This window comes from Streptomyces sp. NPDC053673 (genome assembly GCF_055585225.1).
Map to the genome: position 1 here is coordinate 370564 of NZ_JBVJKN010000004.1, position 18829 is coordinate 389392.

At 70.8% G+C, this 18829-nt stretch carries 17 protein-coding genes; 16 read left to right on the forward strand and 1 reads right to left on the reverse strand.

Annotation, left to right across the window (positions count from 1 at the left end; translation table 11 throughout):
- Positions 1 to 103: 103 nt before the first annotated feature.
- The 10 genes from mltG to nusB all read left to right on the forward strand — a co-directional run bounded on the left by mltG (position 104) and on the right by nusB (position 9597).
- The gene (gene mltG / locus ACZ6ZQ_RS09265) at positions 104 to 1879 is read left to right on the forward strand and encodes an endolytic transglycosylase MltG (protein WP_469767926.1); all 1776 of its coding nucleotides are present in this window, start codon (positions 104 to 106) and stop codon (positions 1877 to 1879) included.
- Positions 1857 to 2699 (forward strand): shikimate dehydrogenase, encoded by an 843-nt coding sequence (locus ACZ6ZQ_RS09270; RefSeq protein ID WP_469767927.1) that lies wholly within the window; start codon positions 1857 to 1859, stop codon positions 2697 to 2699. Before mltG ends, ACZ6ZQ_RS09270 begins: the two co-directional genes overlap by 23 nt.
- A 149-nt stretch (positions 2700 to 2848) precedes the next feature.
- Complete coding sequence (gene aroC, locus ACZ6ZQ_RS09275; RefSeq protein ID WP_453663537.1) at positions 2849 to 4033, forward strand: chorismate synthase; 1185 nt, start codon at positions 2849 to 2851, stop codon at positions 4031 to 4033.
- Between the two features lie 74 nt (positions 4034 to 4107).
- Entirely contained in the window at positions 4108 to 4590 is a 483-nt protein-coding gene (locus ACZ6ZQ_RS09280) for a shikimate kinase (RefSeq protein ID WP_469767972.1), read from the forward strand.
- The gene (aroB, locus tag ACZ6ZQ_RS09285; protein WP_469767928.1) at positions 4587 to 5735 is read left to right on the forward strand and encodes a 3-dehydroquinate synthase; all 1149 of its coding nucleotides are present in this window, start codon (positions 4587 to 4589) and stop codon (positions 5733 to 5735) included. Before ACZ6ZQ_RS09280 ends, aroB begins: the two co-directional genes overlap by 4 nt.
- Positions 5732 to 6172 (forward strand): type II 3-dehydroquinate dehydratase, encoded by a 441-nt coding sequence (aroQ, locus tag ACZ6ZQ_RS09290; protein ID WP_469767929.1) that lies wholly within the window; start codon positions 5732 to 5734, stop codon positions 6170 to 6172. The genes aroB and aroQ overlap by 4 nt, the downstream gene beginning before the upstream one ends.
- A 122-nt stretch (positions 6173 to 6294) precedes the next feature.
- Positions 6295 to 7260 (forward strand): Pro-rich N-terminal domain-containing protein, encoded by a 966-nt coding sequence (locus tag ACZ6ZQ_RS09295; RefSeq protein ID WP_469767930.1) that lies wholly within the window; start codon positions 6295 to 6297, stop codon positions 7258 to 7260.
- A 151-nt stretch (positions 7261 to 7411) separates the two neighbouring features.
- A complete protein-coding gene (locus ACZ6ZQ_RS09300) occupies positions 7412 to 8527 on the forward strand; it encodes a M24 family metallopeptidase (protein ID WP_469767931.1) in 1116 nt (371 codons plus the stop codon).
- Between the two features lie 69 nt (positions 8528 to 8596).
- The gene (gene efp / locus ACZ6ZQ_RS09305; RefSeq protein ID WP_453663528.1) at positions 8597 to 9163 is read left to right on the forward strand and encodes an elongation factor P; all 567 of its coding nucleotides are present in this window, start codon (positions 8597 to 8599) and stop codon (positions 9161 to 9163) included.
- 2 nt (positions 9164 to 9165) lie between these two features.
- Complete coding sequence (nusB, locus tag ACZ6ZQ_RS09310; RefSeq protein WP_469767932.1) at positions 9166 to 9597, forward strand: transcription antitermination factor NusB; 432 nt, start codon at positions 9166 to 9168, stop codon at positions 9595 to 9597.
- 414 nt (positions 9598 to 10011) lie between these two features.
- Here nusB and bldD read toward each other — a convergent pair whose 3' ends face one another.
- Positions 10012 to 10512, reverse strand: coding sequence for a transcriptional regulator BldD (bldD, locus tag ACZ6ZQ_RS09315; RefSeq protein ID WP_017945577.1), 501 nt, complete (start codon positions 10510 to 10512; stop codon positions 10012 to 10014).
- A 220-nt stretch (positions 10513 to 10732) separates the two neighbouring features.
- Here bldD and pyrR point away from each other — a divergent pair, with 220 nt between their 5' ends.
- The 6 genes from pyrR (at position 10733) to carB (ending at position 18777) form a co-directional block, all read left to right on the forward strand.
- Positions 10733 to 11347: a bifunctional pyr operon transcriptional regulator/uracil phosphoribosyltransferase PyrR gene (pyrR, locus tag ACZ6ZQ_RS09320; protein WP_469767933.1), complete on the forward strand. Its 615-nt coding sequence runs from the start codon at positions 10733 to 10735 to the stop codon at positions 11345 to 11347.
- An 84-nt stretch (positions 11348 to 11431) separates the two neighbouring features.
- On the forward strand, positions 11432 to 12454 hold the full coding sequence (locus tag ACZ6ZQ_RS09325) for an aspartate carbamoyltransferase catalytic subunit (RefSeq protein WP_469767934.1): 1023 nt from the start codon (positions 11432 to 11434) through the stop codon (positions 12452 to 12454).
- Between the two features lie 3 nt (positions 12455 to 12457).
- Positions 12458 to 13744, forward strand: a complete 1287-nt coding sequence (locus tag ACZ6ZQ_RS09330) for a dihydroorotase (RefSeq protein WP_469767935.1) — start codon at positions 12458 to 12460, stop codon at positions 13742 to 13744.
- Positions 13741 to 14328 carry a PH-like domain-containing protein gene (locus ACZ6ZQ_RS09335; protein ID WP_469767936.1) on the forward strand — a complete coding sequence of 196 codons (588 nt, stop codon included), beginning with the start codon at positions 13741 to 13743 and terminating at the stop codon, positions 14326 to 14328. The genes ACZ6ZQ_RS09330 and ACZ6ZQ_RS09335 overlap by 4 nt, the downstream gene beginning before the upstream one ends.
- The gene (carA, locus tag ACZ6ZQ_RS09340) at positions 14325 to 15476 is read left to right on the forward strand and encodes a glutamine-hydrolyzing carbamoyl-phosphate synthase small subunit (protein ID WP_469767937.1); all 1152 of its coding nucleotides are present in this window, start codon (positions 14325 to 14327) and stop codon (positions 15474 to 15476) included. The genes ACZ6ZQ_RS09335 and carA overlap by 4 nt, the downstream gene beginning before the upstream one ends.
- On the forward strand, positions 15469 to 18777 hold the full coding sequence (gene carB / locus ACZ6ZQ_RS09345) for a carbamoyl-phosphate synthase large subunit (RefSeq protein ID WP_469767938.1): 3309 nt from the start codon (positions 15469 to 15471) through the stop codon (positions 18775 to 18777). The genes carA and carB overlap by 8 nt, the downstream gene beginning before the upstream one ends.
- Positions 18778 to 18829: the final 52 nt, after the last annotated feature.

The window sequence follows — 18829 nt, forward strand, 5'->3', positions numbered from 1 at the left end:
TCGCGATACGGTAACGTTCCGCGCGATGCGGCGGTGTTCGAACAGCTGCCGCACAACGTAGAGGCGGACCGTCCGGTGCCTGCCTCGCGGCACTAGGGGATCGATGACTGAGTATGGCCGGGGCCCCGGCTCCGAACCGTGGCATCCCGAGGATCCGCTGTACGGGGACCAGGGATGGAGAGGACAGGGGGCCGAACCCGGCCCTGCGTCCTACGGCGGCCAGCCGCAGCAGCAGTACCCGCAGCAGCCGCAGGCGCAGTCGTACTACGGAAGCGGAAACGATTCGCAGTACTCGACGGGCTATCAGCAGCAGTACCCGCCCCAGCAGTACGACGGGCAGCAGTATCCGCCCCAGCAGTACCAGCCCCAGCAGCCCCAGCAGCCCCAGCAGCCCCAGCAGCCCCAGCAGCCCCAGCAGCCCCAGCAGTACGGCGAGACCTGGGACACCGGCCAGCAGCCCGCCTGGGACACCGGTCAGCAGCCGGCCTGGGACACCGGTCAGCAGCCCGCGATGCCGTACGACCCGAACACGGGAGCCGCCCCGTACGGCGGCGCGGACTACTACGGGACGCCCGAGGCCTACCCGCCGCCGCAGCCTCCCGGCCGCCGCACCGCCCCGGCAGCGGAACCGCGTCGGGCGCCCGAGCCGGAACCCGACTGGCAGACGGACCCGCAGCAGGAAGAGGACCATCCCTTCTTCACGGGTGACGACGGTCACGACGACGGCGGGGACGACGACCCGGCAGGGGACGGTCGCCGCGGCGGCCGTGACGGCCGAGGCCCCGCCAAGAAGAAGAAAAAGGGCCGCAACGGTTTCGCGTGCCTGTTCGTCGCGGTGGTGCTGGTCGGTGGGGCCGGCGGTGCCGGCTACGTCGGATACCAGTTCTGGCAGGGCCAGTTCGGCGCCGCGCCGGACTACGAAGGCGCGGGCACCGGCACCGCCGAGGTCGAGATCCCTCAGGGTGCGAGCGGCACCGAGATCGGAAACGCCCTCAAGAAGGCCGGCGTCGTGAAGAGCGTCGACGCCTTCATCTCCGCCCAGAACGAGAATCCCAAAGGTACGAGCATTCAGGCCGGCGTATATATCCTGAAAAAGGAGATGTCCGCCGCGAATGCGGTCAAGGCGATGCTCGACCCCAGCAGCCGCAACGCCATGTCGATTCCCGAGGGGCAGCGGAACGCCCAGATCTACGCACAGATCGACAAACGGCTCGAGCTCGAACCCGGCACCACGAAGAAGGTGGCCGCGGCCCAGGCGAAGAATCTCGGACTGCCCGACTGGGCGCAGGGCCACCCGGACCTCAAGGACCCCTTGGAGGGTTTCCTCTTCCCCGCCACCTATCCGGTCGCCAAGGGCAGCAAGCCGGAAGCCATCCTCGAGAAGATGGTCGCCCGCGCCAAGGCGGAGTACACCAAGGTCGGCGTCGAGTCCAAGGCGAAGCAGCTCGGCCTCGAAGGGCCCTGGGAACTGATCACCGTCGCCAGCCTGGTGCAGGCCGAAGGCAAGACGAAGGACGACTACCGGAAGATGTCGGAGGTCGTCTACAACCGCCTGAAGCCGACCAACACCGAGACGAACCAGCTGCTCCAGTTCGACTCCACCTTCAACTACCTGAAGGGCCGGAGCGACATCAAGATCAGCGAAGCCGAGATCAACAGCAACAAGGACCCGTACAACACGTACACGCGGAAGGGGCTGACCCCCGGGCCCATCGGCAACCCGGGACTGCTGGCCCTGGAGGCAACCCTGAGTCCCACCAAGGACGGCTGGATGTACTTCGTGGCGACCGACGGCAAGCACAAGACGGAATTCGCCAAGACGATCGCCGAGTTCCAGAGGCTGAAGGACAAGTTCAATGAACAGTCGGGTAACGGCTGAGGCCCGCAGGGCCGCGGTCCTCGGGTCGCCCATCGCCCACTCGCTGTCGCCGGTGCTGCACCGCGCCGCGTATGCGGCACTCGGCCTCAGCGACTGGTCGTACGAACGCTTCGAGGTGAGCGAGGCGGATCTCGAGGGCTTCGTGACGGGGCTCGACAGCTCCTGGGCAGGGCTGTCCCTGACCATGCCGCTCAAGCGGGCGATCATTCCGCTGCTGGACGAGGTCAGCGACACCGCGGCCGCCGTCGAGGCCGTCAACACCGTCGTCTTCACCGAGGACGGCCGCCGCACCGGCGACAACACGGACATCCCCGGCATGGTCGCCGCGCTGCGCGAGCGCGGCGTCGAGAAGGTGGAGTACGCCGCCGTCCTCGGCGCCGGTGCGACCGCGTCCTCCGCGCTCGCCGCGCTCGCCCGGATCTGCACCGGCCCGGTCACCGCCTACGTACGCAGCCATGTCCGGGCCGAGGAGATGCGCGGCTGGGGCGAGCGGCTGGGCGTCGAGGTGCACACGGCCGACTGGGCCGAGGCGGGCCACGCCTTCGACGCGCCGCTCGTCGTCGCGACCACCCCCGCCGGAGCGACGGACGCCCTCGTCCCGTACGTTCCCGACCGCCCCGGCACTCTGTTCGACGTCCTCTACGACCCGTGGCCGACCCCGCTCGCGGCGGCCTGGGCCGAGCAGGACGGCGCCGTTGTCGGCGGCCTCGACCTGCTGGTGCACCAGGCCGTGCTCCAGGTCGAGCAGATGACCGGCCGCTCCCCGGCGCCGCTCGCCGCCATGCGCGCGGCGGGCGAGGAGGCGCTCGCCGCACGCTGATTTCCCGCCGTCGCCCCTCGCAATGACGTCCGCCTGCTGGACCACCGGCCTGGTCCGGGGGCCGGACGTGGGAGGATCAGGGGAGGCGGGCCAGGGCCGCGCACCCGGTCGCGCCGTCGCAGTTCCAGGCGCGAGCATGAGGAGCACCGTTGAGCAGGTTGCGCTGGCTGACCGCGGGGGAGTCGCACGGCCCCGCACTGGTGGCGACGCTGGAGGGTCTTCCCGCCGGTGTCCCGATCACCACGGAGATGGTGGCGGACCACCTTGCCCGGCGGCGCCTCGGCTATGGACGCGGTGCGCGGATGAAGTTCGAGCGTGACGAGGTCACCTTCCTGGGCGGTGTGCGCCACGGCCTCACCATGGGCTCGCCCGTCGCCGTCATGGTCGGCAACACCGAGTGGCCGAAGTGGGAGAAGGTCATGGCGGCCGACCCGGTCGACCCGGCCGAGCTCGCCGAACTGGCCCGCAACGCCCCGCTGACCCGCCCCCGGCCCGGCCACGCCGACCTCGCCGGTATGCAGAAGTACGGCTTCGACGAGGCCCGGCCCATCCTGGAGCGCGCCAGCGCCCGGGAGACCGCCGCGCGCGTCGCCCTCGGCGCGGTCGCCCGCTCCTACCTGAAGGAGACCGCGGGCATCGAGATCGTCTCGCATGTCGTGGAGCTGGCCGCCGCGAAGGCCCCGTACGGCGTCTACCCGACGCCCGCCGATGTCGAGAAGCTGGACGCCGACCCGGTCCGCTGCCTCGACGCGGACGCGTCGAAGGCGATGGTCGCCGAGATCGACCAGGCCCACAAGGACGGCGACACGCTCGGCGGTGTGGTGGAGGTGCTCGCTTACGGCGTGCCCGTCGGCCTCGGCTCGCACGTCCACTGGGACCGGCGCCTCGACGCCCGCCTCGCCTCCGCCCTCATGGGCATCCAGGCCATCAAGGGCGTCGAGGTCGGCGACGGCTTCGAGCTGGCCCGCGTCCCCGGCTCCAAGGCGCACGACGAGATCGTCGCCACCGAGGACGGCATCAAGCGCACCTCCGGCCGCTCCGGCGGCACCGAGGGCGGTCTCACGACGGGCGAGCTGCTGCGTGTACGGGCGGCGATGAAGCCGATCGCGACCGTGCCCCGGGCGCTGAAGACCATCGACGTCAGCACCGGCGAGGCCGCCGCCGCCCACCACCAGCGTTCCGACGTCTGCGCCGTGCCGGCCGCCGGTATCGTCGCGGAGGCCATGGTGGCACTGGTCCTGGCCGACGCCGTCGCCGAGAAGTTCGGCGGCGACAGCGTCACCGAGACCCGCCGCAATGTGCAGTCGTACCTCGACCACCTGGCCATCCGGTGAGCGACGAACGCGACGAACGCGACGAGCGCGACGAACGTGGGGCCGCCGGTCCGCAGGTCGTTCTGATCGGGCCGATGGGTGTCGGCAAGACCACCGTCGGCGCCCTCGTCGCCGAGCGCCTCGGCACCGGCTACCGGGACACCGACGCCGACATCGTGGCCGCCCAGGGCCGGGAGATCGCGGACATCTTCATCGAGGACGGCGAGCCGCACTTCCGCGAGCTGGAGCGTGCCGCGGTGCGGACCGCCGTCGCGGAGCACGAGGGCGTCCTGTCCCTCGGCGGCGGCGCCATCCTCGACGGGGGCACCCGCGAGCTGCTGTCCGGTCTGCCCGTCGTCTACCTGTCGATGGACGTCGAGGAGGCCGTACGCCGTGTCGGGCTCAACACCGCCCGCCCGCTGCTCGCCGTCAACCCGCGCCGCCAGTGGCGCGAGCTGATGGAGGCCCGTCGGCATCTGTACACGGAAGTCGCGCGTGTCGTCGTCGCCACGGACGACCGCAGCCCCGAAGAGGTCGCGCAGGCGGTCCTCGACGCACTCGAATTGAAGGACGTATGACCGAGCAGGCAGTGACCCGTATCCAGGTCGGCGGCACCGCGGGCACCGATCCTTACGAGGTGCTCGTCGGCCGGCAGCTGCTGGGCGAACTCCCCGGGCTGATCGGCTCCGAGTCCCGCCCGTCTCCCACCACCACCCTCAGCCGAGGCGCTTCGCGCCAAAGCCCTGTGCAACGTGTCGCCGTGATCCACCCCGAGGCGCTCGCCGAGACCGGCGACGCGGTCCGCCAGGACCTCGCCGACCAGGGGTACGAGGCCGTCGCCATCCAGGTGCCGAACGCCGAGGAGGCCAAGACCGTCGAGGTCGCGGCGTACTGCTGGAAGGCGCTCGGCCAGACCGGTTTCACCCGTACCGACGTCATCGTCGGCGTCGGCGGCGGGGCGACGACAGACCTGGCCGGCTTCGTCGCGGCGTCGTGGCTGCGCGGGGTGCGTTGGATCGCGATCCCGACCACGGTCCTCGCCATGGTCGACGCGGCCGTCGGCGGCAAGACCGGCATCAACACCGCCGAGGGCAAGAACCTCGTCGGCGCCTTCCACCCGCCGGCCGGTGTGCTCTGCGACCTCGGCGCGCTGGACTCGCTGCCCGTCCACGATTACGTCAGCGGCCTGGCCGAGATCATCAAGGCCGGCTTCATCGCCGACCCGGCCATCCTCGACCTGATCGAGGCGGACCCAGAGGCCGCCCGCACGCCGTCCGGGCCGCACACGGCCGAGCTGATCGAGCGCTCCATCCGGGTCAAGGCCGAGGTCGTCTCCAGCGACCTCAAGGAGTCGGGCCTGCGCGAGATCCTCAACTACGGCCACACGCTGGCGCACGCCATCGAGAAGAACGAGCGCTACAAGTGGCGGCACGGCGCCGCCGTGTCCGTCGGTATGGTCTTCGCCGCCGAACTCGGGCGTCTCGCCGGGCGGTTGGACGACGCGACCGCCGACCGGCACCGCACCGTCCTGGAGTCGGTCGGGCTGCCCCTCACCTACCGCGGCGACCAGTGGCCCAAGCTGCTGGAGACCATGAAGGTCGACAAGAAGTCCCGCGGTGATCTGCTGCGCTTCATCGTGCTCGACGGCCTGGCCAAGCCGACGGTGCTGGAGGGCCCGGACCCGGCGGTGCTGCTGGCGGCGTTCGGCGAGGTGTCCGCATGAGCCGCAAGGTCTTCGTCCTCAACGGGCCGAACCTCGGCCGGCTCGGCTCGCGCGAGCCCGATGTGTACGGCGCCACGTCGTACACGGGGCTGGTCGACGCCTGCCGGTCGCTGGGCAAGGAGCTCGGCTTCGACGTCGACGTACGTGAGACGAACGACGAGGGGGAGATGATCCGCTGGCTGCACGAGGCGGCCGACGGTGCCGTCCCCGTCGTTCTGAACCCCGGCGCGTTCACGCACTACTCGTACGGGATGCGCGACGCGGCCGCCCAGCGGACCGCCCCGCTCATCGAGGTGCACATCTCGAATCCGTACGCACGGGAGGAATTCCGCCACACTTCGGTCGTCGCGGCGGTCGCCTCCGGCACCGTCGCGGGCTTCGGGATCGGCTCGTACCGGCTGGCCCTGCGCGCGCTGGCCGACGAACTCAACGGCTGACGGGGCACTCTGTACCGGCCCCGGCCGTTGCCACAGTGGCGGCCGGGGAGGGTACCGTTCGGTGCGGGCCGGTCAACTGCCGCCCGACCAGCGTGAAGTCGTACGAGACGGAGTGGCACCGGATGCAGCACGCAGTGGGAGCTCCGCTGCCGCCCGACGGGCCGGGGCGCTTTCCGGGACACGGCCCCGTTCCCGGCCCCGTCCCGGTTCCCGGGCTCGGCCACGTCCCCATCCCGGTTCCCGGGTCCGGCCCCGTTCCCGGACCGGTCACGGCATCCGGCCCCGGGCCCGTGCCGGGCCACGGCCCGGTGGCGGGATGGGAGCACCAGGCGCAGCACCCCGGCCCTCCGCCGCCGCAGGGCATGCCCTCACCCGGCTGGAGCGGCCCCGCCCCGCAGCATGCCCCGTTGCCTCCGTCCCGTGACACCACGGGCCACGTTCAGCTGCCCCCCGGCGGACCGGTCCCCATACCCTCGCCCACAGCTTCGCCCGGGGGGTCCCCCACGCCCCCTCCCGACAGCGGCACCGGTCCGGCCACTCTCGCGGTCCTCCTGATCGGCCCGGCGGGCGCGGGCAAGACGACCGTCGCCCGGCACTGGGCCAAGCACCGACGCGTGCCCACCGCGCACATCAGCCTGGACGACGTCCGCGAATGGGTCTGCTCCGGCTTCGCCGACCCCCAGTCCGGCTGGAACGACCAGTCCGAGGCCCAGTACCGCCTCGCCCGCCGCACCTGCGGCTTCGCCGCCCGCAACTTCCTGGCCAACGGCATTTCGTGCATCCTCGACGACGCCGTCTTCCCCGACCGCCCGGTCGTCGGCCTCGGCGGCTGGAAGCGGCACGTCGGCCCCGGCCTGCTGCCCGTCGTACTGCTCCCCGGGCTGGAGATCGTGCTGGAGCGCAACGCGGAGCGCAGCGGAAACCGCCGGCTCTCCGACGAAGAGGTCGCCAGCATCCACGGCCGTATGGCCGGCTGGTACGGCTCGGGCCTCCCGATCATCGACAACTCCCAGTGCGACGTGGAAACGACGGCGCGCATCCTCGACGACGTCCTGGCCCGCGCCCTGATGAGCCCGCCTGCCTGGTAACCCCCGATACGCCCGCCGGGGTCCTCCAGGACCGACGGCCCAGGGGGAGACCGAGGCGCGGCCGGGCGGAGCACCCGTTCACCGCCTCGCCGGTGGCCCGGTCGGACGCCCTCAACCGGCCGGATCGCGCCGTCGCTCTTAGGCTCGTGGCATGTCCGAGGTGTTCGCTGCCCGCCGAGGCCGGCTGCGCGACCGGTGTGCCGCTGCCGGAACTGCCGCGGCGCTGGTGTCCCGGCCTGCCAATGTCCGTTATCTCGCGGGCGGAGCCCCGCCCGGCGCCGTGCTGCTGCTGAGCCCCGCCGGCGCCGCCGACGATGTCCTGCTGTGCCCGACCGTGCCCAGTGGTGACCCCACCGACGGGCGGCTGGACGAGAAGCTGCGGCTGACCGTACTCCCCACACACGGGGGAGACCCCGCCGTCGCCGCCGCGCAGGTCGCCAAGGCCGCCGGGGCGGACTCCCTCGGCGTCGAGGAACACCACCTCACCGTCGCCCGTCACCGTGCCATCGGCTCGGTCGCACCCCGGCTGCTCCTCGCCGACCTCGGTGGAGCCGTCGAGCAGCAGCGGACGGTGAAGGACGAGGACGAGATCGCGTGCCTGCGGATCGCCGCGGAGATCACCGATCAGGCCCTCGGCGAGCTGCTCGAGTCGATCCTCGTCGGCCGCACCGAGCGGCATCTCGCCCTGGAGCTGGAGCGGCGCCTCGTCGACCACGGCGCCGACGGACCCGGCTTCCCGACGTCCGTCGCCACCGGCCCGAACGCCGGACGCGGCGGCCACCGCCCCTCGGACCGGCGCGTCGAAGAGGGCGATTTTCTCTCCGTCTGCCTCGGCGCCAACTACCGCGGCTACCGCTGCGAGATCGGCCGTACCTTCGTCATCGGCACGACGCCCGCGGACTGGCAGATCGAGCTGTACGACCTGGTCTTCGCCGCTCAGCGGGCCGGCCGCGAGGCCCTCATGCCCGGCGCCGAGTACCGCGATGTCGACCGGGCGGCCCGGCACGTACTCGACGCTGCGGGCTACGGGGAGGGCCTGGCGCCCTGGACCGGGCACGGTGTAGGACTGGAAATCGACGAGGACCCGCAGCTGGCACCTGCCGCCATGGGTAAACTGGACGCTTGTGTGCCGGTCACCGTCGAACCGGGGGTCCACCTCCCGGGCCGGGGCGGGGTCCGGATCGATGACACGCTCGTCGTGCGCCAGGAGGCGGACGGCGGACCCGAGCTACTCACCATCACGACCAAGGAGCTGCTCGCGCTCTAGAGCGCGTGGCGGCAGCGCGCACCTTCGCCTTCCTCGGTCGTCCACCAGCGTCCAGGAGATTCCGCAACCGTGGCCACCACGAACGACCTCAAGAACGGCATGGTGCTCAAGCTCGACAACGACCAGCTCTGGTCCGTCGTCGAGTTCCAGCACGTCAAGCCCGGCAAGGGCCCGGCCTTCGTGCGCACCAAGCTCAAGAACGTGCTGTCCGGCAAGATCGTCGACAAGACGTTCAACGCCGGCGTCAAGGTCGAGACGGCCACCGTCGACCGCCGCGACATGCAGTTCTCGTACATGGACGGCGACTACTTCGTCTTCATGGACATGCAGACCTACGACCAGCTGCACGTCTCCCGCCCCGCCGTCGGTGACGCCGCGAACTTCCTCATCGAGGGCTTCACCGCGACCGTCGCCACGCACGAGGGCGAGGTGCTCTACGTCGAGCTCCCGGCCGCCGTCGAGCTGGTCATCAAGGAGACCGAGCCGGGCGTGCAGGGCGACCGCTCCACCGGTGGAACCAAGCCCGCCACCCTGGAGACCGGCTACACCATCCAGGTCCCGCTCTTCATCACCACCGGTGAGAAGATCAAGGTCGACACCCGTTCCGGCGACTACCTCGGCCGGGTGAACAGCTAACCGTGGCTGCCCGCAACAAGGCCCGCAAGCGTGCCTTCCAGATCCTCTTCGAGGCCGACCAGCGCGGTACCTCCGTGCGGGAAGTCCTCGCGGACTGGATCCGGCACTCGCGGTCCGACGACCGTCAGCCGCCGGTCGGTGAGTACACGATGGAGCTGGTCGAGGGGTACGCGGAGCACGCGGACCGAATCGACGAACTCATCGCCACCTACGCGGTCGGCTGGACGCTCGACCGGATGCCGGTCGTCGACCGCAACATCCTGCGGCTCGGCGCGTACGAGCTCGTGTGGGTGGACGAGACCCCTGACGCGGTGGTGATCGACGAGGCGGTGCAGCTCGCCAAGGAGTTCTCCACTGACGACTCGCCGTCCTTCGTGAACGGCCTGCTGGGCCGTTTCAAGGACCTGAAGCCGAGCCTGCGCCGGGACGCCTGAGCCCGGTGGCCGAGCCACGAAGGCCCGCAGCGAATGCGCTGCGGGCCTTCGGCGTATCTGCGTGCGCCGAGCGCGGGGGACGCGTGGCGCCGCCCGCACCTCCGGTGGGGAGGACACAGCGCCGCCCGCACCTTCGGTGGGGAGGACACAGCGCCACCCGCACTTCCGGTGAGGATGCAGCTCCCCGCACCGCTGGTGGGAACGTAGCGCCCCCACACCTCCGGACGTACCCCCGCACCGCTGGTGGGGACGTATCGCTCCCTCCGGCACCTCCGGCGAGGACGTGGTGCCCCCGCACCTCCGGTGGGCCCAGGGTGCCGTCGTCGACTCGCCCGGACGTGCCGAAACGGCCGCCGGGCCGCGGGGAAGCACTGCTTCCCCCCGGCCCGGCGGCACGTTTCTGCTAGTGCGGCGTCAGCCCTCTTCGTGGGCGACCGCGCGGCGCGCGTCCGCGTCCAGAACGCCCCAGCTGATCAGCTGCTCGGTCAGCACCGAGGGCGACTGGTCGTAGATGACGGCGAGCGTGCGCAGGTCGTCCTGGCGGATCGAGAGCACCTTGCCGTTGTAGTCACCGCGCTGGCTCTGGATCGTCGCCGCGTAACGCTGCAGCGGGCCGGCCTTCTCCGCGGGGACGTGGGCGAGGCGCTCCAGGTCCAGAACGAGCTTCGGCGGCGGCTCCGCGGCCCCGCCGGGCGTGGTGCCCGGGAGGAGCTCCTGCACCGGCACACCGTAGAAGTCCGCCAGCTCGGCGAGACGCTGCACGGTCACGGCACGGTCCCCACGCTCATAGGAACCGACGACGACGGCCTTCCAGCGGCCCTGGGACTTCTCCTCCACCCCGTGGAGCGAGAGCCCCTGCTGGGTACGGATGGCGCGGAGCTTGGCCCCGAGCTGTTTTGCGTATTCGCTGGACATATAGCTCCCCGGACGCTGTATCAACGTGCGGCTCCGCCGCGCGGCTGGTCACTCACTGTGAGGTTACGCAGCGTTACTTGGCTGCGTCAAGCCGAATGGTCCGTACGACACTCCCGAGGGGGGTGACCTGCGGTGGCGTCGGACCCTGGTACCGTGGACGGCGCAAATCCGACGTCCTTTAAGGTCCGTCCCGTGAGGCGGAGAAGGAGGTCCGTATCGTATGGACACGAACAGCCCTGATGTCGCGCGCCCTGTTCTCGAGGGCCCGGACATCGCGCGGGTACTGACCCGCATCGCCCACGAAATCGTCGAGCGCGCCAAGGGCGCCGACGACGTGGTTCTCCTCGGCATCCCGACGCGCGGTGTCTATCTTGCCCGCCGGCTCGGCGACAAGCTCGAGGAAATCACCGGCCGCACGATCCCGGTCGGCTCGCTCGACATCACCATGTACCGCGACGACCTGCGGCTCCGGCCCGCCCGTGCGCTCGCCCGCACGGACATCCCGGCCGACGGCATCGACGGCCGTCTGGTCGTACTCGTCGACGACGTGCTCTTCTCCGGGCGTACCATCCGCGCCGCCCTCGACGCGATGAACGACATCGGCCGCCCGCGCGCCGTCCAGCTCGCGGTCCTCGTCGACCGAGGCCACCGCGAACTGCCCATCCGTGCCGACTACGTTGGCAAGAACCTCCCGACGTCGCTGCGGGAGACGGTCAAGGTCCAGCTCGCCGAGGAGGACGGCCGCGACAGCGTGCTGCTCGGCGAGCGACGCGAGATGGGGGCTCCCCCGGCCGAGGGCCGGGGGAGGGAGACCGCCCCGGCCGGCGAGCAGTAGCACCCCCGTACGGCCCCACCCGCCCTACGGGCTCGCCTGCGCGCCCGCATGCCCGCACACCTCCACACTCCGGAGCACACCCAGATGAAGCGTCACCTCATCTCGGCCGCCGACCTCACCCGCGACGACGCCGTCCTCATCCTCGACACCGCCGAGGAGATGGCCCGGGTCGCGGACCGGCCGATCAAGAAGCTGCCCACCCTGCGCGGCCGTACCGTCGTCAACCTCTTCTTCGAGGACTCGACCCGGACCCGGATCTCCTTCGAGGCCGCCGCCAAGCGCCTGTCCGCCGACGTCATCAACTTCTCGGCCAAGGGCTCGTCGGTCTCCAAGGGCGAGTCCCTGAAGGACACCGCGCTCACCCTGGAGGCGATGGGCGCCGACGCCGTCGTCATCCGCCACCACGCCTCCGGCGCCCCCTACCGGCTCGCGAACTCCGGCTGGATCGACGGTGCCGTCGTCAACGCCGGCGACGGCACCCATGAGCACCCCACCCAGGCGCTGCTGGACGCCTTCACCATGCGCCGCCGCCTGGTCGGCCGGGACGCCGGCATAGGGCGCGACCTGGAAGGCCGCCGCATCACGATCGTCGGCGACGTCCTGCACAGCCGCGTCGCCCGCTCCAACGTCCACCTGCTCACCACGCTCGGGGCGCATGTCACCCTCGTGGCCCCGCCCACCCTGGTGCCGGTCGGCGTCGACACCTGGCCGTGCGATGTCTCGTACGACCTCGACGACGTGCTGCCGAAGTCCGACGCCGTGATGATGCTGCGTGTGCAGCGCGAGCGGATGAACGCCGCCTTCTTCCCGACCGAGCGGGAGTACTCGCGCCGCTACGGCCTGGACGGCGACCGGATGGCCCGGATGCCGGAGCACGCCATCGTGATGCACCCCGGCCCGATGAACCGCGGTATGGAGATCACCGCCGAGGTGGCCGACTCCGACCGCTGCACGGCCGTCGAGCAGGTCGCCAACGGGGTGTCGACCCGGATGGCCGTGCTCTATCTGCTTCTGGGCGGCAACGAGCCCGCCGTCACCACCTCCCGCCCGTCGCCCACCACCCTTGATGGAAGCGCCGCGCGCACCTCTGATGCCGAGGAGAAGTAACCCATGAGCAAGATCCTTATCCGTGGCGCGAAGGTGCTGGGCGGCGAGGCGCAGGACGTACTGATCGACGGTGAGACCATCGACCAGGTCGGTACGGGCCTGGAGGCGGGCGACGCCACCGTCGTGGAGGCCGAGGGCAAGATCCTGCTGCCCGGCCTGGTCGACCTGCACACCCACCTGCGTGAGCCCGGCCGCGAGGACTCCGAGACCGTCCTCACAGGTACCCGCGCGGCCGCGAGCGGCGGCTACACGGCCGTGTTCGCCATGGCCAACACCTTCCCCGTCGCCGACACCGCGGGCGTCGTCGAGCAGGTCTGGCGGCTCGGCAAGGAGCACGGCTACTGCGACGTCCAGCCCATCGGCGCCGTCACCGTCGGCCTGGAGGGCAAGAAGCTCGCCGAGCTGGGCGCCATGCACGACTCCGCCGCCGGGGTCACCGTCTTCTCCGACGACGGCAAGTGCGTCGACGACGCCGTGATCATGCGCCGGGCGCTGGAGTACGTGAAGGCCTTCGGCGGCGTCGTCGCGCAGCACGCGCAGGAGCCGCGGCTCACCGAGGGCGCCCAGATGAACGAGGGCATCGTCTCCGCCGAGCTGGGCCTCGGCGGCTGGCCCGCCGTCGCCGAGGAGTCGATCATCGCGCGCGATGTGCTCCTCGCCGAGCACGTCGGCTCCCGCGTCCACATCTGCCACCTGTCGACCGCCGGCTCGGTCGAGATCGTCCGCTGGGCCAAGGCCCGCGGCATCGACGTCACGGCAGAGGTCACCCCGCACCACCTCCTCCTCACCGACGAGCTGGTCCGCACGTACAACCCCGTCTACAAGGTCAACCCGCCGCTGCGCACCGAGCGCGACGTCATGGCCCTGCGCGAGGCGCTCGCCGACGGCACGATCGACATCGTCGCCACCGACCACGCCCCGCACCCGCACGAGGACAAGGACTGCGAGTGGGCCGCGGCCGCCATGGGCATGGTCGGTCTCGAGACCGCGCTGTCCGTCGTCCAGCAGACGATGGTCGAGACCGGGCTGCTGACCTGGGAAGGCGTCGCCGACCGCATGTCCTTCGCGCCCGCCAGGATCGGACAGGCCGAGGGCCACGGCCGCTCCGTCTCGCCAGGTGAGCCCGCCAACCTCACCCTGCTCGATCCGGCATACCGTGGAACTGTGGACCCCGCGGGCTTCGCCTCCCGCAGCCGCAACACCCCCTACGAGGGCCGCGAGCTGCCGGGGCGCGTCACCCACACCTTCCTGCGGGGCCGGGCGACTCTGATGGACGGGAAGCTGGCGTGACACCACTGATCAATCTGGCAGCCGAAGAGGTCGAGCGGAAGTCGGCGGAGGTGACCGACTGGGCCGCCCGCCTCGGCTGGGTCGCCGGGCTGCTGCTCTTCATCGCCCTCGTCTACTGGCTGATGCGCCAGGGCTGGAAGTGGCGCGGTGAGCTCCAGTCGGGGCTGCCCGAGCTGCCGGCCGCGCCCGAGTCCGCAGGCGAGCCCAGGCTGAGGCTGACCGGCCGCTACCACGGCTCGACGACCGCCGGGCAGTGGCTCGACCGGATCGTCGCCCGTGGCCTCGGCACCCGCAGCCGCGTCGAACTGACGCTCACCGACGCCGGAATCGACGTCGTACGCCCCGGGGCCACCGACTTCTTCATCCCGGCCGCGGCCCTGCGCGAGGCCCGCCTCGACAAGGGAATCGCCGGAAAGGTGCTCGCCGAGGGCGGACTGCTGATCGTCACCTGGGCGCACGGTGACCAGCAGATCGACTCCGGTTTCCGCTCCGACCACGCGGCCGAGCACGCCGCCTGGGTCGAAGCCGTCAACGCAGTCCACTCGAAGAACCACTTCAACACGACGGAAGGCGCCGCACGATGACGACCTCCAGCCAGGGAACCCCAGCCAAGAGGGGGCTTCCCGCCGTACTCGTCCTGGAGGACGGCCGCACCTTCCGCGGCCGCGCGTACGGGGCCGTGGGGGTGACCTTCGGCGAGGCCGTGTTCTCCACCGGCATGACCGGCTACCAGGAGACCCTCACCGATCCGTCGTACCACCGCCAGGTCGTCGTGATGACCGCCCCGCACGTCGGCAACACCGGCGTCAACGACGAGGACCCCGAGTCCTCCCGCATCTGGGTGTCCGGTTACGTCGTCCGCGACCCCGCCCGCGTCCCCTCCAACTGGCGCGCCAAGCGCACGCTGGACGAGGAGCTGCGGCACCAGGGCGTCGTCGGCATCAGCGGCATCGACACCCGCGCCCTGACCCGTCATCTGCGCGAGCGCGGCGCCATGCGTGTCGGCATCTTCTCCGGCAACGCGCTGCCCGACGAGGGCACGATGCTCGCCGAGGTGCGCCAGTCGCCCGAGATGAAGGGCGCGAACCTGTCCGCCGAGGTCGCCACCAAGGAGACGTACGTCGTCCCCGCGATCGGTGGGAAGAAGTTCACCGTCGCCGCCGTCGACCTCGGCATCAAGGGCATGACCCCGCACCGGATGGCCGAGCGCGGCATCGAGGTGCACGTCCTGCCCGCCACCGCGACCGCCGAGGACGTCTTCGCGGTCAACCCCGACGGGGTGTTCTTCTCCAACGGTCCGGGCGACCCGGCCACCGCCGACCACCCCGTCGCCGTCATGCGGGCCGTCCTGGAGCGCAAGACGCCGCTCTTCGGCATCTGCTTCGGCAACCAGATCCTCGGCCGGGCGCTCGGCTTCGGCACGTACAAACTCAAGTACGGCCACCGGGGCATCAACCAGCCCGTGCAGGACCGTACGACCGGCAAGGTCGAGGTCACCGCGCACAACCACGGCTTCGCCGTCGACGCCCCGCTCGACAAGGTCTCCGAGACCCCCTACGGCCGCGCCGAGGTCTCTCACGTCTGCCTCAACGACAACGTGGTGGAGGGCCTCCAGCTGCTCGACCAGCCGGCCTTCAGCGTCCAGTACCACCCCGAAGCCGCCGCGGGCCCGCACGACGCCGCGTACCTGTTCGACCGCTTCGTATCCCTGATGGAGGGCCAGCGTGCCTAAGCGCACCGATATCCAGTCCGTCCTGGTCATCGGCTCCGGCCCGATCGTCATCGGCCAGGCCGCCGAGTTCGACTACTCCGGAACCCAGGCCTGCCGGGTCCTCAAGTCCGAGGGCCTGCGCGTCATCCTGGTGAACTCCAACCCGGCGACGATCATGACCGACCCGGAGATCGCCGACGCCACGTACGTCGAGCCGATCACCCCCGAGTTCGTCGAGAAGATCATCGCCAAGGAGCGCCCGGACGCCCTCCTGCCCACCCTCGGCGGCCAGACCGCGCTCAACACCGCGATCTCCATGCACGAGCAGGGTGTGCTGGAGAAGTACGGCGTCGAGCTCATCGGCGCCAATGTGGAGGCCATCCACAAGGGCGAGGACCGCGACCTGTTCAAGGAGGTCGTCGAGGCCGTCAACCGCAAGATCGGCCACGGCGACTCCGCCCGCTCGGTCATCTGCCACTCCATGGACGACGTCCTCAAGGGCGTCGAGACGCTCGGCGGCTACCCCGTCGTCGTCCGCCCCTCGTTCACCATGGGCGGCGCCGGCTCCGGCTTCGCCCACGACGAGGACGAGCTGCGCCGTATCGCCGGCCAGGGCCTGACCCTGTCTCCCACCACCGAGGTGCTCCTGGAGGAGTCCATCCTCGGCTGGAAGGAGTACGAGCTGGAGCTGATGCGCGACAAGCACGACAACGTCGTGGTCGTCTGTTCCATCGAGAACTTCGACCCGATGGGCGTGCACACCGGTGACTCGATCACCGTCGCCCCGGCGATGACCCTGACCGACCGCGAGTACCAGCGGCTGCGCGACATCGGCATCGCGATCATCCGCGAGGTCGGCGTCGACACCGGCGGCTGCAACATCCAGTTCGCGGTCGATCCCGAGGACGGCCGCATCATCGTCATCGAGATGAACCCGCGGGTGTCCCGGTCCTCCGCGCTGGCGTCGAAGGCCACCGGCTTCCCGATCGCCAAGATCGCCGCGAAGCTCGCCGTCGGCTACACGCTGGACGAGATCCCCAACGACATCACCGAGAAGACGCCGGCCTCCTTCGAGCCGACGCTCGACTACGTGGTGGTGAAGGCCCCGCGCTTCGCCTTCGAGAAGTTCCCGTCCGCCGACGCCACGCTCACCACCACCATGAAGTCGGTGGGCGAGGCCATGGCCATCGGCCGCAACTTCACCGAGGCGCTGCAGAAGGCCCTGCGCTCCCTGGAGAAGAAGGGCTCGCAGTTCGACTTCACCGGCCCCGTCGGTGCCAAGGACGAGCTGCTGCGTGCGTCGGTCCGCCCGACCGACGGCCGGATCAACACCGTCATGCAGGCCATCCGCGCCGGTGCCACCCAGGAGGAGGTCTTCGACGCCACGAAGATCGACCCCTGGTTCGTGGACCAGCTCTTCCTCATCAAGGAGATCGCCGACGAGCTCGCCGCCGCCGAGAAGCTCGACCCCGAGCTGCTCGCCGACGCCAAGCGGCACGGCTTCTCCGACGCCCAGATCGCCGCGATCCGGGGTCTGCGCGAGGACGTCGTCCGTGAGGTCCGGCACGCCCTCGGCGTCCGCCCGGTCTACAAGACGGTCGACACCTGCGCCGCCGAATTCGCCGCGAACACCCCGTACTTCTACTCGTCCTACGACGAGGAGAGCGAGGTCGCGCCGCGCGAGAAGCCCGCGGTCATCATCCTGGGTTCGGGCCCGAACCGGATCGGCCAGGGCATCGAGTTCGACTACTCCTGCGTCCACGCCTCCTTCGCGCTCAGCGACGCGGGCTACGAGACCGTGATGGTCAACTGCAACCCCGAGACCGTCTCGACGGACTACGACACCTCCGACCGCCTGTACTTCGAGCCGCTCACGCTCGAGGACGTGCTGGAGATCGTCCACGCCGAGACCCTCGCCGGCCCGGTCGCCGGTGTCGTCGTGCAGCTCGGCGGCCAGACCCCGCTCGGCCTGTCGCAGGCACTCAAGGACAACGGCGTCCCGGTCGTCGGCACCTCCCCGGAGGCGATCCACGCAGCCGAGGACCGCGGCGCCTTCGGCCGCGTCCTCGCCGAGGCCGGGCTCCCCGCGCCCAAGCACGGCACCGCCACCACCTTCGCCGGGGCCAAGGCCATCGCCGACGAGATCGGCTACCCGGTGCTGGTCCGCCCGTCGTACGTGCTCGGCGGCCGCGGCATGGAGATCGTGTACGACGAGGCCCGCCTCCAGTCGTACATCGCCGAGTCCACCGAGATCAGCCCCGACCGGCCGGTCCTGGTCGACCGCTTCCTCGACGACGCGATCGAGATCGACGTCGACGCGCTCTACGACGGCACCGAGCTCTACCTGGGCGGCGTCATGGAGCACATCGAGGAAGCCGGTATCCACTCCGGCGACTCCGCCTGCGCCCTGCCCCCGATCACCCTCGGCGGCTTCGACATCAAGCGGCTGCGCGCCTCCACGGAGGCGATCGCCAAGGGCGTCGGCGTACGCGGTCTGATCAACATCCAGTTCGCGATGGCCGGCGACATCCTGTACGTCCTGGAGGCCAACCCGCGCGCCTCCCGGACCGTCCCCTTCACGTCGAAGGCGACGGCCGTACCGCTGGCGAAGGCCGCGGCCCGCATCTCGCTCGGCGCCACCATCGCCGAGCTGCGCGCGGAGGGTCTGCTCCCGGCCAACGGCGACGGCGGCACGCTCCCGATGGACGCCCCGATCTCCGTCAAGGAGGCCGTGATGCCGTGGAGCCGGTTCCGCGACATCCACGGCCGCGGCGTCGACACCGTCCTCGGCCCGGAGATGCGGTCCACCGGCGAGGTCATGGGCATCGACTCGGTCTTCGGCACGGCGTACGCCAAGTCGCAGGCCGGCGCCTACGGTCCGCTCCCGACGAAGGGCCGCGCCTTCATCTCGGTCGCCAACCGCGACAAGCGCTCGATGATCTTCCCGGCGCGGGAGCTGGTCGCGCACGGCTTCGAGCTGCTCGCGACGTCCGGCACGGCCGAGGTGCTCAAGCGCAACGGCATCAACGCCACCGTCGTACGCAAGCAGTCCGAGGGCGAGGGCCCGAACGGCGAGAAGACCATCGTCCAGCTCATCCACGACGGCCAGGTCGACCTCATCGTCAACACCCCGTACGGCACCGGTGGCCGGCTCGACGGCTACGACATCCGTACGGCGGCGGTCGCCCGTTCCGTACCGTGCCTGACGACCGTCCAGGCACTGGCAGCCGCAGTCCAGGGCATCGACGCGCTCAACCACGGTGGTGTGGGCGTCCGTTCGCTCCAGGAACACGCGGAACACCTGACCGCGGCCCGCGACTAGCAACCGAGAGGGGGACACCGGAAACGGTGTCCCCCTCCTCATGAGGACACCG